Annotated in this window: 13 protein-coding genes; 2 read left to right on the top strand and 11 right to left on the bottom strand. The window is 58.0% G+C overall.

Annotated elements, in window-relative coordinates; translation table 11 throughout:
- Window positions 1-32: 32 nt before the first annotated feature.
- Window positions 33-1,238 (bottom strand): alpha/beta hydrolase, encoded by a 1,206-nt coding sequence (locus A8B84_RS12980; RefSeq protein WP_227512817.1) that lies wholly within the window; start codon window positions 1,236-1,238, stop codon window positions 33-35.
- 151 nt (window positions 1,239-1,389) lie between these two features.
- Here A8B84_RS12980 and A8B84_RS12985 point away from each other — a divergent pair, with 151 nt between their 5' ends.
- On the top strand, window positions 1,390-2,061 hold the full coding sequence (locus tag A8B84_RS12985; protein WP_064229569.1) for a haloacid dehalogenase type II: 672 nt from the start codon (window positions 1,390-1,392) through the stop codon (window positions 2,059-2,061).
- A gap of 153 nt (window positions 2,062-2,214) precedes the next feature.
- Here the strand turns inward: A8B84_RS12985 and A8B84_RS12990 are convergent, their stop codons facing one another.
- A complete protein-coding gene (locus A8B84_RS12990; RefSeq protein ID WP_064229570.1) occupies window positions 2,215-3,366 on the bottom strand; it encodes an alpha/beta fold hydrolase in 1,152 nt (383 codons plus the stop codon).
- A 224-nt stretch (window positions 3,367-3,590) separates the two neighbouring features.
- On the opposite strand from A8B84_RS12990, the gene A8B84_RS12995 reads away from it, so the two are divergent.
- On the top strand, window positions 3,591-4,484 hold the full coding sequence (locus A8B84_RS12995; RefSeq protein ID WP_064229571.1) for an acyltransferase: 894 nt from the start codon (window positions 3,591-3,593) through the stop codon (window positions 4,482-4,484).
- A gap of 1 nt (window position 4,485) precedes the next feature.
- On the opposite strand, the gene A8B84_RS13000 is transcribed toward A8B84_RS12995, so the two are convergent.
- The 9 genes from A8B84_RS13000 to A8B84_RS13040 all read right to left on the bottom strand — a co-directional run bounded on the left by A8B84_RS13000 (window position 4,486) and on the right by A8B84_RS13040 (window position 14,124).
- Complete coding sequence (locus A8B84_RS13000) at window positions 4,486-5,304, bottom strand: hypothetical protein (protein ID WP_064229572.1); 819 nt, start codon at window positions 5,302-5,304, stop codon at window positions 4,486-4,488.
- Entirely contained in the window at window positions 5,304-5,765 is a 462-nt protein-coding gene (locus A8B84_RS13005) for a YcfL family protein (RefSeq protein WP_064229573.1), read from the bottom strand. The genes A8B84_RS13000 and A8B84_RS13005 overlap by 1 nt, the downstream gene beginning before the upstream one ends.
- Entirely contained in the window at window positions 5,762-7,006 is a 1,245-nt protein-coding gene (locus A8B84_RS13010) for a hypothetical protein (protein ID WP_064229574.1), read from the bottom strand. The genes A8B84_RS13005 and A8B84_RS13010 overlap by 4 nt, the downstream gene beginning before the upstream one ends.
- Entirely contained in the window at window positions 6,990-7,631 is a 642-nt protein-coding gene (locus A8B84_RS13015; protein WP_064229575.1) for a penicillin-binding protein activator LpoB, read from the bottom strand. Before A8B84_RS13015 ends, A8B84_RS13010 begins: the two co-directional genes overlap by 17 nt.
- A 17-nt stretch (window positions 7,632-7,648) precedes the next feature.
- A complete protein-coding gene (locus A8B84_RS13020; protein ID WP_064229576.1) occupies window positions 7,649-9,202 on the bottom strand; it encodes a hypothetical protein in 1,554 nt (517 codons plus the stop codon).
- A gap of 277 nt (window positions 9,203-9,479) precedes the next feature.
- Complete coding sequence (locus A8B84_RS13025; protein ID WP_064229577.1) at window positions 9,480-9,680, bottom strand: hypothetical protein; 201 nt, start codon at window positions 9,678-9,680, stop codon at window positions 9,480-9,482.
- Between the two features lie 61 nt (window positions 9,681-9,741).
- The gene (locus tag A8B84_RS13030; RefSeq protein WP_064229578.1) at window positions 9,742-11,727 is read right to left on the bottom strand and encodes a ribonuclease R family protein; all 1,986 of its coding nucleotides are present in this window, start codon (window positions 11,725-11,727) and stop codon (window positions 9,742-9,744) included.
- A 72-nt stretch (window positions 11,728-11,799) separates the two neighbouring features.
- Window positions 11,800-13,518: a diguanylate cyclase gene (locus A8B84_RS13035; protein WP_064229579.1), complete on the bottom strand. Its 1,719-nt coding sequence runs from the start codon at window positions 13,516-13,518 to the stop codon at window positions 11,800-11,802.
- Between the two features lie 156 nt (window positions 13,519-13,674).
- Window positions 13,675-14,124, bottom strand: a complete 450-nt coding sequence (locus tag A8B84_RS13040; RefSeq protein WP_064229580.1) for a DUF411 domain-containing protein — start codon at window positions 14,122-14,124, stop codon at window positions 13,675-13,677.
- Window positions 14,125-14,158 lie beyond the last annotated feature (34 nt).

The raw sequence follows: 14,158 nt of genomic DNA on the forward strand, positions 1-14,158 counted from the left end.
AATGGCAGTGTAACCCGATGCCTTCGGTGGCGCTATGGCGCCTCGCGGGATTCATTTGCCTGAATGAATGTCCCAACAGCCTCCGCCAGATCTTCGAACCAGGGGTTGTAGGTCAGCCGGCTGGTATACACCGGACGCTCCGTGTCGTGCCAGGCACTGAACCAGAGATCCTCCTCCGGTAATTGACGGCAGCCCTCCAGGGAAATGTTATTCGGTTCCAGGCATCGCTGCAGTGGCGCGCCCAGGCCATAAAGTTCATTGTCTGGCGCGACCAGCAGCGACTGGTGAGAGAATTCCAGAATATTGGCATCCGGCAGATAGCTGTTCAGGAAACGGATGCGCTCATCGGCCTGCGCGTCGGGCCAGGGTGTGCGGGTATCCCGAAAGATCACCATGGCGTTCCCGGAGTTGCTGAACCGTTCCCTGAACTGCGTGACGAGAAACTCGAGATTGATCACCGAGTCCGCCTCCGTGGCGGCCAGGAACAAAGGCATATCGATACTTTCTTGCTGAATTATCCGGCCCTGGGCCGCCGATATGACGTCGCCGATCTGACTGCCGGCGTTGAAGGAAAACGACTCGTACTTCACCGGATTAAGCTCGGGCTCCTTCTCTACAAAATCAGCAAACACGTCGGCGATGGGCGCCAGCCAGAGGTAGTCCCGCAAACCGTTAAGCTGCCAGGCCGGTGCAATAGCAATCAGGCCTTCCGGCCGCGGCCCGGTCTCTGAAAGCGCGTAATCTGTGGCCAGTGCTCCGCCCAGTGAAAAACCGCCAATAAACGCCCGGTCTACGTCCTGTGACAGGGCAACAAAGTGATGGCGTACCTGATCGCGCCAGACGTCGGCGCTGGCCGTCACCATATCCCCGGGCCGGGTGCCGTGCCCCTGCAATAACAGGGTCCGGACCTCAACACAGCGATCTGCCAGGTAACGGGCCAGATCCCGGAACACAAAGGGCGAATCGCTCAGGCCGTGAACCAATAGGATCCCGGTACGATCCCCGGAGCTGCAACCCGCCGCCGGTTCCAGCCGGTACGGCAGGTTCCACTGAACCTGCTGCTCCCGCTCAAACCCGTCCACCGGCACCAGATTGGTATCGACATAGGCTTTGACAGATTCGAGGTAGCGGTCGAAGTCGGTCACCGGTTCGGCGCCCAGGGTTGATGGCCCGGGACTGTAGAGTTGAGTGCTGGTGGCGCAGGCGGCAGTGGTGGCCAGCGCGAGTAAAACGAGCAAAGTCCTGAGGATAGTCATAGCCGGCGAGTGGGTTTCGCTCCTTTGGTCATTACTGTCGTCATCGCTGACTGTGTTGAGTGATCGTTCAAATCCCGATACTGTGAATCCAGTATACGACCCCGAACCCCCTTCCGGATGAGGAGCCCCACCGATGAGCATGACCCTCGCTTTCGACGTCTACGGAACCCTGGTCGACCCCATGGGCATGTCCCGCCTGCTGGCGGAAGACGCGGGCGACAGGGCAGAAGCCGTGGCCGCGCTTTGGCGGGAGAAGCAACTGGAGTTCTCGTTTCGCAAGGGCCTGATGAAAGTCTACGAAGACTTCGGTGTCTGCACCCGCCAAGCCCTGCGCTACGCCATGGCCACCCACAAACTGACCCTGTCCGAAGAGCGCGAAAACGCCCTGATGGCGACCTACCTGTCTCTGCCCGCGTTTGACGATGCCTTGCCGGCGCTGAAAACACTGAAAGGGCAGTATCCGCTGTTCGCATTCTCCAATGGTGGTTATCCAGCGCTGGAGAAAGTGCTCGGGCACAACGACTTGCTCGACCAATTTGAAGGCCTGGTATCGGTAGACGATATCAAGAGTTTCAAACCCGATCCTGCCGTTTACACCTATGCCCGGCGTGCAACCGGTTCTTGGGAAAAGCCCCTGTGCCTTGTGTCCAGTAACGCTTGGGATGTGATTGGGGCCCGAGCTGCAGGATTACTCGCAATCTGGGTTCAAAGGGATCCGAACAAGGTGTTTGAAGATTGGGGTATTCAACCGTCTGCTGTAATCAACAGTCTTTCAGAACTAGAGGCAACCTTGAAGAACCTCTGATGCCAGCGGAGGCGGGTGTTGGGGTAGGCTTTCCAAAACTGTAGAGGGCCAAGGATGGCCCGAAACAAGCGCACATGGATGTGCTCGTAGCGTGTTTTGGAAAGCCTACCCCAACACTCGCCGGCAAACTCCAAAGCATCCCAAGCAGAAGACTCAGTCCGACCGCAAAGCCAACCACTCCGCCAACTCCAGCCAACTCTGACGAGGCGCCTTACTCCCGGCAAGAATACCCATATGGCCACCCGGCACAACCCGGAACGTCTTGTCCGAAGAGCTCACATGATCCATCACCCGCTTGGCCGCGCCTGGCGTAACGAGCGTATCGTCGCCGCCGGCGATGGCCAGTAAGTTGGCACTCACATTGTCCAGCCTGGCGATATCTTCGCCGATCTGGATTTCCCCTTTGGACAGCTGGTTGTCGATCCAGACCCGCACCACCGTGTCCTGAATGATTCCGCCGGGGTAGGCCACCATACGGTCAAGAAACGCCGATGTGGTGGCGTGACTGGTGACAAACTCCCGGTCACCCAGACGGATGATCAATTCCCAGTAACTCATCACGCTGGCAATCGGATTGGTCAGCTTGAACCCGATGGTATTGGCCCAGCCGGGAGTGTGAAACCAGTGAGGTTTCACATCATGAAGGCGGAACCCGGTGCGTTTCCGCACAAACCCGGCCACATCCGCCATGCGCTGATTCACAAGCCCCAGAATCCCGGAGGCATGACTGTCGATCGGCGAGCCCAGCACGATGGCGTTGCGCACGTGCTGATCGTTGCTGAGTGCGGAATAGAACAGCGTGAACATGCCACCCATACTCCAGCCATGCAGCGACAACTCCTGTTCACCGCTGTGCTCCCGCACCCGGTTCAGGTAGGCCGGTAGCAACTCGGCGACATAGGTATGCAGGTTGTAGTGACTGTGCTCCCGCGTTGGCATGCCCCAGTCAATCAGATATACCTCGAACCCCTTGGCACGTAGAAACCGAACCAGACTGCGCTGGGGAAACAGATCGTAGATCAGCATATTCACCGCCAGGGGCGGCACGATCACAATCGGTGTCTTATGGGCCGTTCGCTCAACCGGAATGGTCTCCCCTTCCAGTTCGATGAAATCCTCGGCCAGTGGCGGGTAGTAACGCAGGCTCACCAGACCGTCGGTATACAGAGTCTCAAACGGCGTCTGCCCGGCCTGAACCAGGCTGGCGGCCCGAAACACCCGGTCGAAAGCGTTGCCGGCATAAAGGGCCGTTTGCCGGGTAACGCCTGCCGCACGGTCAGCGGCGGATTTGAAGAGATTGGGCATGGGAATGTCCATGGAGAATTTGACGCTCACTATACGGATTACCGAACTCTGCTGTCCCGTCTTGCAGGTCAGACATCGAGATTATCCATGGTGAAGTGCAAATCACCATGGCAGAAGTGTCCAAACCGGTGGGCAAACCGGTCACTTCAGGCCACTGCCCAACGCGGTCTGTGGTTGCTATCATTAGTCCCTATTTGGAAACAATAACCAGAAACAGGACCGCCATGCTCAGCTTTCTCCCTGCCCCCGTCATCGGTGTACTCAATTCCATCCTGTTGGGAATCAACACCCTGTTCTGGTGCATCCTGCTCTACATCCCGGCCATTCTGAAACTCATCATCCCCATTCAGGGCTTCCGGGTCCTTTGCACCCGAGTCATCATCTGGATCGCGGAAGCCTGGGTTGCCTGCAACACCGGCTGGATGAAGCTGACCCATGGTACGAAATGGGATGTGAAAGGCGCGGAGAATCTCCAGCGGGAAAGCTGGTACCTGGTGCTGGCCAATCACCAGAGCTGGGTGGATATCTTCGCCATGCAGCGGGTGTTCAACCATCGGGCGCCGTTCCTCAAGTTCTTCCTCAAGCAGCAGCTGATCTGGGTGCCGGTGATCGGCCTCGCATGGTGGGGCCTGGATTTCCCGTTCATGAAGCGCTACACGCGGGAATACCTGATCAAACATCCGGAGAAGCGGGGCGAGGATCTTCGGTCAACCCGCAGGGCCTGTGAGAAGTTCCGGTACACGCCGGTAAGTGTGATGAACTTTGTCGAAGGCACCCGGTTTACCCAGGCCAAACACGACAAACAGAAGTCAGCCTACAAGCACCTGCTGACGCCCAAGGCTGGCGGTGCCGCCTTCGTGCTCGACGCCATGGGCGATTCGATCCAGACGCTGGTGGATGTGACCATCGCCTATCCGGACGGAGCACCCACCTTCTGGGAATTTATCTCTGGCCGGGTCAAGGAAGTCAAAATGGAAATCCACACCGTTGATATCCCGGAGCATCTGAAAGGCCGGGACTACTCAACGGATGCAGAGCACCGCCGGAACGTGAAAAACTGGCTGGGGGATCAGTGGCAGGCGAAGGATGAACGGCTGGAGCGGATGCTGGCCTCCTGAATCAGGAGGACAGTTTGGCCAGTGTTTGCAGCGCAAGCTCCCGACCGATTTCATCCAGAGTGATGGTTTGCTCGACTTTCTGAAAACCGCGATCGGTGGCTTTCCACTGGCGGCTCCCGGCTTTCTCAGGTGGAACGCCATTGGAACTGAGCATCACACGGATGCTGCCGTCGCGAACGTCCAGAACCTGCACTTCGAATCGGTCGCTGGCAAGCTTCCGAAACACCAGTAACATGTCCGCGTGTTCGCCCAGTGCGCGCATTTCCAGCCGGCGCTGATCCGGGGAGAGGCGAGAGAACTCACCGGTTTCCAGTGCGTTATCGGTAATACGCATGATGGCCGCCCGATCCACCACCGTGACGCCGGCCTCAACCATCTGGCTGACGAGCCCACTCTGGAGTTCAAACGCCGGTCCGGCAGGGCCTGTCTGGCGATTAGAACGGTATTCACCCTGCGCTGCTGCCTGGCCCTGTGCCTGGAGATTGACGTTGCCGTCGGGAATCTCCCCATTCAGAGAGGCTCGTGTTGATACCACGCCACGGGTGTTGCTGCTCCAGTCGCTGACCTGGTCGTCGAAGGCGCGATTCCAGAACACGGCCATGCGGGGTGGCTGTTTGCCGAAGGCACCTTTGAAGCGTGAGAGAATCACGTCCACGCTTTCTGTGCGCTGGGGTGCCGAACGATCTTCTTTCAGGTCTTCATCAGTCAACGGCTTCTGGGCCGGCGCCATCATCGGCGCAGCCTCATGGGTCTGGTCGGCGGCCAGGGCAAAACCCGGCGCCAGCAAGGGCACGCAGAGTGCCAGCGCAAATCGCATCATCAGTTAAGCTCCCGGACTTCCACGCGGTATTGCAAAGGTTGCGTGCTGGTAGACAGTTCACGATAGGTGGCGATGCTGTTCGCCGGGATGGTCGAGCGCTGCCACGTGGGTTTCACATCGGTGGGCACCCCGTCCTGATTGAAGAATTGGGTACGGGCTTCAATCCGGTAATCGTAATCCGTGTGGTTGCGCAGAACCACGTACACCTCTGTGGTTCCGGTTGCCGTTGGCCGCTGGCCGTGCTGGACCAGTGACAGGCGATAGCGTTCGCCGTCCTCCACTTGGCCGAACCCTCGGCTCCAGGTGCGCTGCAGGTTGTAGTCGGTGAATGCCACGGAGTTCATGGTGATTGGCGCGGTGCGCTCGATCAGGTCCGTGCTGCTGGCGGATTTGACGGCACAGCCAGACAGCAGGCCCAGGCAGACCGCTGCTGCGGCCATGGATTTAATCAGTGTGTTCATTGGGTTCCTCCGGAATCCGGACGGCGAGACGTGGCGAAGGCCAGACCTGCCCCGCGACCATCAAATTTGAATTCGGTATTGTCGGCAAGGCCTGGCACGGGCTGACCGGTGTTATCCAGAAAACGGACAGTGACTGGATCGCCGTCGGCGGCTGTTACAGGTAACAGGTGTATGGTGTCGGGCAGCCCCGCCCAGTACCGGATGTCTGCCCGGGTATTGGCGGACGCTGACATACCTTCGGCCGCAACGCTGATCAGGCTGATGGCGGCGTATCCGGCCCCGACGGCGCCGCCGGCAGCGCTACTGAAGCCGGCCAGCATGCTGTCCTGGCTGATGCTGCTGAGGGTGGAGCCGACGGCCCGGGTGTTTTCCTTGAACTGGATCTGGCCCTCGACAATCCGATCTATAGCCCGGCCCCCGCGAGTGGAGGCCTGGTAGAAAATATCTTCCATGGGGTACAGAGCGGACCATTCCTCACCGTTACGGACTTCGGCAGCCACATCCTGGAAGTTCTTGCCACGGCGATAGACCAACTGATAGTGCCCGACACCGTCACCCAGCTTTCTGGGAGACCTGCCCGTTTCCACGATCAAAAGCGCGTTGTCGTCGGCTTCCGGAATGGGGGCGTCCGGCCGATAGAGCTTCAGTTCCTCGAAATGCTCCCGTGCCAACTGGTCACTGCCCATTTGCATCGCGGACCAGCCGGCCAGATACAGTAGCAGTGCGAAGTCGGTACTGTTCTGCTCCTCTTCGGCAAAGGCGTCTTGCAGCAATCCAGCCAGGAAGCTGGCCCGTGCGTTGCCGTAGTCGCCTTCCTCAAGGTAGATCAGGCCCAGGTACAAGTAGACCATGGCGCGCTCATAGGGCTCGCCCTTGAAGTCCTTTTCGGCTTCTTCGTACCAGATGCTTCGGGCTTTTCGCGCGGCGTCGGTATCGGCGTAGACGTTCTCGATCTCCAGACGTGCCTGGGTAAGCGTATTCTTCGCTTCCTCGCGATAGCCGGCGCGGTAGGCCTTGACCCCAATCTCCATCAGGTTGAGGACCTTGTTGCGCCGGCCTTCTTCAAACAGGTTCTGGAAGTCGGCCTGAAGGATCTCGGGTTTGCTGCTGACCAGCGACTGTTCAGCCGGGGCCAGCGTTGCCCGGTCATAGACTTTCGGGCCGCTGGCGCAGCCCGCCAGTATGCCGGCGATCGCCGAGGCCAAGACCGGCTTCAGCCAGGTGTTATCGGTAAACCACATTGTCACGGGCCGCCTTTCTCATTTCGTAGAGTCCGCTCCAGACAATGGTGCCCAGCTCGAGATCGACCATCTCGAAGGTCACCTGGCTGTAGCGTGACTGGGTTCCGGTGTTGCGATCGATGGCGTCCAGTGACGAAATGCGGCCACCGAGGCGGAAGTCGGCGCCTGCCTGAGCAGCGGTTTGACGAATGGTGCCGCCATCCACCGCGCCATCCCGTTTCAGATCCCGCTCTTTCTGGACCATGTCGGAGAAGTGACGACCAACAAAGATCATCCGGCCGTTAGCAGCCCGGTTCAGTTCAATGCGCAGGCGATCGGTCAGCATGTTGGTGTTGATCACCGAGGTGCTTTCGTTCTTGATGTATTCGTTATCGATAATGATCCGGGGTGGTGTTGAACGGCCGGTGAGCATGGGGTTGGCCAGCATGTCACGCATCATCTGGTCAGTCATCGCGACCACATCCTGGCTCTCGATCCCCACGCCGCCCACACTGCCTGTAGTCGATACGTCCTCATAGACACTGGGCTTACCCTGTACGTTTTCGATCTTGCTGGCACAGCCGGAAAGAAACAGGGACGTCAGGACCAGAGCGCAGGCCGGTTTGAGAGTGTTTTTGGTGAACATGTATATCTCCAGTTATGTCAGTAGGCACGCGCGAGGGCTTCTGCCAATTCCGGGTAGATCTGTCGGGTTGCTTTCATGGCATCGGCAAAGTTGCCGGTGTGGCCGTATTTTGCTTTCAGGTAGCGAGCCATGGAATGAATGTCATCAAAGCTGCGGTCTGAGGAGGCGCGAATGGCTTCCCAGCCGCCTGAGGCGCTGATCGCCGTTTCCCGACCAACAGACTTGCCGATTTCGGCCCCCACGGCACCACCGAGAAAACCGCCAACGAAAGGAATCTGCTCCAGGGCTTTTTCTCCTGCGTAGGCGCCGGCTGCTGCGCCGACTCCGGTGCCAACCGTTGCGCCGATATTGGCGTTGATGGCGGAGTTCACCCACTCGGCAAGTACGTCATCGCTGGTATACGGGCTCATGTATTTGCCAAGGTTGTCCTGGCGAACCAGTTGTTCAAGCAGTTCCTCTTCGGTGGGAATCCGGATGTTTCCATCCCCGTCGCGAAGTTTACCGGTTTTCGCGGCGGCCAAGAGTTGTTTTGACGGTGCTTCGTTACTCATCCGGTCGACCAGTCGCTCCGGCAGCCCCCCCACCTTGAGTAAAGAGCGATGGTCATCTGTCATGCCCGTGTAGTATCCCGTCCGGATTTTCTTAACAATCTGATACTGGTCGCCCACTATTTCATAGGTTGCGGGAATGTTGTCCTCATCGGGATAGGCATTGAGTACCTGGATCAGCAAGTCGTCAGTTTTGGCTCCTTGATCCAGAGCGGCCTTGAGGTCTATACCACGCAGACCCTCCGGGCCAATCAACCAGGCCTTGTAGCGAGCAGGTAGCAGATCAACGTAGCCCGGTACCTGGCTGTTTGCTGCATGATAGGCAAGCGTGTCGGTCTCGGGTGCCAGGTCAATCAGCCTGAGCACCGCCGACGGGCGATAGACAGAGTTTGCTCCACTAGTCCTCAGATAGGCCGCAATTTCATCGGCAGTCTGAGGGTTTGCTTGCTCGAAATCCCTGCGCTGCTGATCAATGACTGCCAGGACGCTGTCTTTATGGTGCTCGGTGATGAAGTCTCGTGCCACTGCCTGTTCTGCGGCTTCATCACTCAGTGATCCCATAAACATCATTGGCGTTGGGAAATACAGGGACAGGTAGGAGTCAATGGAATAGCTCACGCGGCTCTCCAGCAGCGTTTCACCCTGCCAGCTCAGCGCGTAGATATCCTCGTACTGAACTGCGTCGTGATAGGGAATCAGTGACAGGGTGACCATGTAGCCCAGGAAACTGACGCCGTTAAAGTCTGCCGAAGCCTTCACTTCAGTCGTTCGCGTGACGACCACCTCAGGCGCATCAGGGGATTCGGGAACCAACCAGTCAGGACGATCGTCTCCGACGACGGTGAAGGGGACTGTCCCGGTGGTATAGGAAGCTGTGCTATTGGCGCTTACGCTGCTACGGTCGAATTGATAGACCTGACACCCTGCCAGAAAAACGGCCATGGCAAGACTGACGAAAGCCTTGCCTGCCCTCGAAGCCGCGGCGGCTTTTTTCCCAAAGCTTTGAAAACGACTGAACTTCATTTTGATACCCAAATTCCACTGGTTGAAATGAGTCCGGGACAGCGACACTCCGGAATTCGGGTAAATGTATAAACAATTTTTAATGGATGCGCCTCGCCTCAAGCGCACCAAGGTGAGGCATCTCTAATAATGGAATAGAAGGGTTAGGAATGTGTATTTTCTAACTAAATGAAAAATAGGCAGTAATTTCTTATTTCCGGAAAGTATAGAGAAATGAAAAACAATGCAAAAATTTGTTAACCATGCCAGTAACTGGCGTTGATGAGGCGTTTATCGTTTACTGATCATCGTCTTCAACGTCATCCGGATGTTCCCTCTTGTACCGCTCCCACTCTTCCCAGTCGTGGGGCGTTCCCGCATGGGGCCGGCGCAGATGCTTGGCGTGCTCCATGGCGTTGTGGCGCAGGCTGTGGTCCCGCTCTTCCTCTTCCTTGTCAAAACCGTACTTTTTAAGAAATTCGTCAGGGCTGATGGGCATGGCGCACCTCCATCAAAGGAATATGTCCTTGTAAGTACGATGCGCCTGCCTGCGTGGTTTTTCAACCGCCGTCGGAACTGGCCCCGGTGGGTATCTCCTGCGCTTCCACCAGCTTGAAATTGATCTGTCTGCGCTCCTCGTCTACCCCTGCAAAGCTGACCGTCACCGGCTGTTCCAGTTGGAATATGCGGCCGTTCTTGTTGTGGATCAGGCGAAGCGTGACCGGGTCAAAGCTGTATTTGCCATCCAGATCCTTGCAGCTGACGAACCCTTCCAGACCGTTGGCATCCAGCCTTACAAAGAAACCGGCCGGCACGGTGCGGCTGATCACACCGCCCATGGGTTCTTCGCCGAGTGTTTTGGCAAAGTCACTCTTGAGCCAGGCTTCCAGACTGTTTGCCGCCTGACGGGCGCGGATCTGTGCAGCCTGCAGGGCCTCGAGCTGATCCTCGGTCAAGGCTTTCATGGGGGTATCCCACAGTGCCGACTTGATCAGCCGGTGGACATAGAAGTCTGAGAACTTGCGCAGTGGCGAAGTAAACGTGGTGTAGGCGTCCAGGCCCATACCCTGGTGAGGCGCAGGCTTGAAGCTCAGCTCGGCCCGGGCCAGCTGACGGGACAGTATGGCCTTGACCGGCACCCCGGCTTCCAGGGCGTCGGTTTCCTTCATCAGTTTGCGGAAGCCCTCGGCCTGATGGGCATCAACGTCGGCCAGATGCGGTGCATGGCTGTCGATCAGCGCCCGGATGTTATCGGCACGATCATCACGTAGCCCGGGATGCTGGATAAACAGCCCTGCGGTCTGGTTGGTCAGGAAGTCCGCGGCGCAGCGGTTGGCGGCGACCATACACTCTTCCACCAGGCGATGGGCTTCATTCTGGATGGATGGTTCAATCAGCCGGATACGTTTGTTTTCATCCAGGCGGAGGCGGAATTCCGGCCGGTCGCCGCTTAGCAGCGCATGTTCACTGCGCCATTTCCTGAGTGCTGTCGCTGCCTGGTGCAATTGGTCCAGGCTGTTGGCAACGGCGTCCGGAAGTGCCTTGATCTCATCGTCTTCCCGACCTTCGATCAGGTTTGAGACGAGCTCGTAGCTGAGCTTGCCCTTGGACTGGATAACCGCCTGATGAAAGCTGTAGTCACCGAGGCTGCCATCATTGTTGACCTGGAGATCGCACACCAGAGCCAGGCGCCTGGTTTCCGGCATCAGCGAGCACAGGCGAGTGCTGATGCTGTCAGGCAGCATGGGCAGGGGCTCGCCCGGGAAGTAAATGGCGGTGGCCCGATTGAACGCTTCCTGTTCCGCCGGGCTGTCTGTGTCGATCATGGCGGTCGGATCGGCAATGGCAATCGACAGGGTCCAGCCCGTGGCGTTGGGTTCGGCGAGCAGGGCATCGTCCATGTCCTGGGTGCCCGGGCTGTCGATGGTCACATACGGGCGATCCGTTCGGTCTTCCCGTCCGGCCTCCCGGGACTCGATATCGCAGTCACTGAGGCTGTCGGCCTGCGCGCGTACGGCGTCTGGCCATGTGTCCGCCAGATCAAAGGTAGCCAGGGTGAAGGAGCGTTCAATGCCGGGTTCCCCGGCCTTGCCGATTACCCGTAATACCTTGGCCTGACCCTTGCCGTCCTTGATCGGATGCTTGTGAATCTGGCAATAGATGTAATCGTCCTGCTGGGCGTTCATTCGCTCCTTGGGGGGAATGAAGATCCAGCGGTTGATGCCCGGGGTCTCTGGCACCACGAAATGCCCTTTGCCTTTCACCAGGTACCGACCCACAAAGGTGTTCAGGCGGGTTTCCAGCAGTTCGTCCACCACGCCCTGGGTTTTGCCTTTCTCGACTTCCTGCTCGGTGACATTCACCCGGTCCCCGGGCAGTACCTTCTGCATCTCCTCGGGTGGCAGGAAGACATCCCGGCCCTCGTCAAGCGCTACAAATCCGAAGCGGCCATTGGTGGCTTTGACAGTTCCGGGGAAAACCACCTTGTTGTCCTTGATATCCGATTTCAGCTGGCGCAACTGGCTGAGGGCGTCGGCATTGAGCATGAAGTAACCTGGCTGGTAAAAAATGAATGATGGGGCGGAGTATAACGGTTATGGCGGTATGAGTCAGACCCGTTACGCGGGGTTAATCTCCGGGTCTTCCGAGGTGGTAATACAGACCCGGTTGCGCCCCTCATCCTTGGCCTGATAAAGGGCCCGATCCGCTTGACGAAGAATGGTATCGGTACTGTCACCCGGCAGAGCAAAGTAGCCACCAATACTGACGGTGACTTGGGTCCCGGTTTTTCGGCTTTCCTGTTCCACGGATTCCCGGATGCGGAGGGCGATACGGTTTAGTGTCTCGGGATCACAGGGCGACAACAGAACGACGAACTCGTCCCCACCCCAGCGTCCCGGATGGTCGTAGGGGCGAACTCCGGCTTTCAGCCACAGGGCAACCCGGCACAGGATCTGATCGCCGGCCTGATGGCCCAGGTTGTCATTGATGCTTTTGAAATGGTCAATGTCCAGCCAGATCACGCCAAAGCCGGTCTCTTGGCGGCGGGCTCGCTGGATTTCCTCATCCAGCACCTCGTCCAGACCACGACGGTTTTTCAGGCCGGTCAGGGGATCGACGCGGGCCAGTCGGTTCAACTCATCCGTTCTTTGAGCGACTTTTTCTTCGAGTTCCCGGGTAGAGTGGCCGAGGCTCTGGGTCATTTTCTCGAAATGATCCGCCAGCCAGCCGATCTCATTATCCGGTTTATCCAGCCGCGGCAGATCGAAGCTGCCTTCCCGGACTTTTTCCACGGCGTGTTCCAGGCTCATGATGGGCTTGAGAATCCGGGACTGGATGATCAGGTGGAACAGCACCAGTGTGACCAGCAGTGTGCCCAGGAACACCGCCACCAGCGGCCACAGATAGCTGGTTGGCAGGAGTGTATTGAGGTCAAGCAGGGTGATCTCGAACCAGCCAATGGCCGGCAGGAAGGCAACCCCGGCCAGATGCTTGCGGCCATCCACCGTCACGAAGCCGCTTTCCACCTGTCCGGCCTGGTCGCTCCGCTTCTTGAGAAGCTGCAGCATACCGAGAATCTGTTGCTTGTCCTGGGGATCATCGAACAGCAGGTCGACGGTGTTCTTCTGGCCTTCGGGTTTGATGATGCTGGCGAAGTCGATGTAGTTCCGGTCGCGGTAAAGCTGGATGGCGCCGTTGTAATCCACGAACAGGGTGGTGATGCCCTCCTGACCGATGTCGACTATGTCCTGGAGAAAAGCGTCCAGGCTCAGACCGGTACCGACCATACCGACAATTTCGCCGGCCTCACCGCGCATCAACACATCGATCCAGAGTTTGGTAACACCCAGCTCAGTATCCGGATTAACGTTGAGGTGGAAGTCCCGACCTTCCTCAATCAGCTGGAAAAACCAGGCGTCATCGGGTTTTTCCTTATCGAGAACATATCGGAACTGGCTGCCAGCGTACTCGTTCTCCTCGTTGTTGTAGTAATAGTGGCCATTGTTGACGAGGGCAACGAAGTAATTGTTGTCGCGGAAATTGGAACGAAAACTCTCCATCTGGCGGATGGCTTCAGCTTCGAGTGCGGCGTCATCGGGATTGGCGGCCCAGTTGATCAGGGCGGAGGAACTTGCCATTTGTTTGGCCAACCCTATTTCCCGCTCCAGGGACTGCAGCAGGCGGGCGCTGTCGTAGCGTACCTGTATTTCCGCGACCTGTTGGCCCCAGCGCTCGATGATGCTCTCGGACAGCTCCCGATAGGCCAGCCACGAAGCCACGGAAGCCACGATGATGAGACTGGCGGCCAGGCCAAGGATGCGGGTTTTAAGGCTCAACGAGTATCCCTCTCGGATTTTCTGGGTTTCTGGGCGCCAATGATAGAACACTGGTTAACCAGAGTGTAGAAAAAACAGACAGGGACTGGCGGAAAGCGGGAGAAAAAAATCGGTCGCAAGGGCCGATAGATACCGGCCCTTGCCTGGTGATTCGCGTTAATTGTGCTCGGAAAAGATCCGGGTCTGTCCGGCCTCGTTAAACAGGATGACCTTGTAATGATCTTTCCGGTCGCCCATCTCCATGCCGGGTGACCCGATGGGCATCCCAGGCACGCTAAGGCCGGTGGCCTGGGGTGCCTCGCTGATCAGGCGCTTGATGTCCTCGGCCGGCACATGGCCCTCGATGACGTAATCACCCACGAATGCGGTATGGCAACTGCCAAGACCGGCAATCAGGCCTGCTTCGGCCTTGATCCTGCCCATATCGTTGGTGTTGGTCGCCTCCACCTCAAAGCCGTTTTTTTCTAGGTGATCAATCCAGTCACCACAGCAGCCGCAGGTCGGGGATTTGTAGACGTGGATGCTCTGGGCTGCGCCGGCTGCCAGAGCCGTGGTGCTGAATCCCAGGGCTGCCATCAGGCCAAAAGCCAGGGTGTGTTTTTTCATGGCAAGTACCTCAGTGGTGATGTTGATGTTCACT

The organism is Marinobacter sp. EhC06, assembly GCF_001650915.1.
Taxonomy (GTDB): domain Bacteria; phylum Pseudomonadota; class Gammaproteobacteria; order Pseudomonadales; family Oleiphilaceae; genus Marinobacter.

Coding starts and splice junctions, on each gene's coding strand:
- A8B84_RS12985 (WP_064229569.1), top strand. CDS start 1,390: ATGAGCATGACCCTCGCTTTCGACGTCTACGGAACCCTGGTCGACCCC.
- A8B84_RS13000 (WP_064229572.1), bottom strand. CDS start 5,304: ATGATGCGATTTGCGCTGGCACTCTGCGTGCCCTTGCTGGCGCCGGGT.
- A8B84_RS13010 (WP_064229574.1), bottom strand. CDS start 7,006: ATGTGGTTTACCGATAACACCTGGCTGAAGCCGGTCTTGGCCTCGGCG.
- A8B84_RS13020 (WP_064229576.1), bottom strand. CDS start 9,202: ATGAAGTTCAGTCGTTTTCAAAGCTTTGGGAAAAAAGCCGCCGCGGCT.
- A8B84_RS13005 (WP_064229573.1), bottom strand. CDS start 5,765: ATGAACACACTGATTAAATCCATGGCCGCAGCAGCGGTCTGCCTGGGC.
- A8B84_RS12995 (WP_064229571.1), top strand. CDS start 3,591: ATGCTCAGCTTTCTCCCTGCCCCCGTCATCGGTGTACTCAATTCCATC.
- A8B84_RS13030 (WP_064229578.1), bottom strand. CDS start 11,727: ATGCTCAATGCCGACGCCCTCAGCCAGTTGCGCCAGCTGAAATCGGAT.
- A8B84_RS13040 (WP_064229580.1), bottom strand. CDS start 14,124: ATGAAAAAACACACCCTGGCTTTTGGCCTGATGGCAGCCCTGGGATTC.
- A8B84_RS12990 (WP_064229570.1), bottom strand. CDS start 3,366: ATGCCCAATCTCTTCAAATCCGCCGCTGACCGTGCGGCAGGCGTTACC.
- A8B84_RS13015 (WP_064229575.1), bottom strand. CDS start 7,631: ATGTTCACCAAAAACACTCTCAAACCGGCCTGCGCTCTGGTCCTGACG.
- A8B84_RS13025 (WP_064229577.1), bottom strand. CDS start 9,680: ATGCCCATCAGCCCTGACGAATTTCTTAAAAAGTACGGTTTTGACAAG.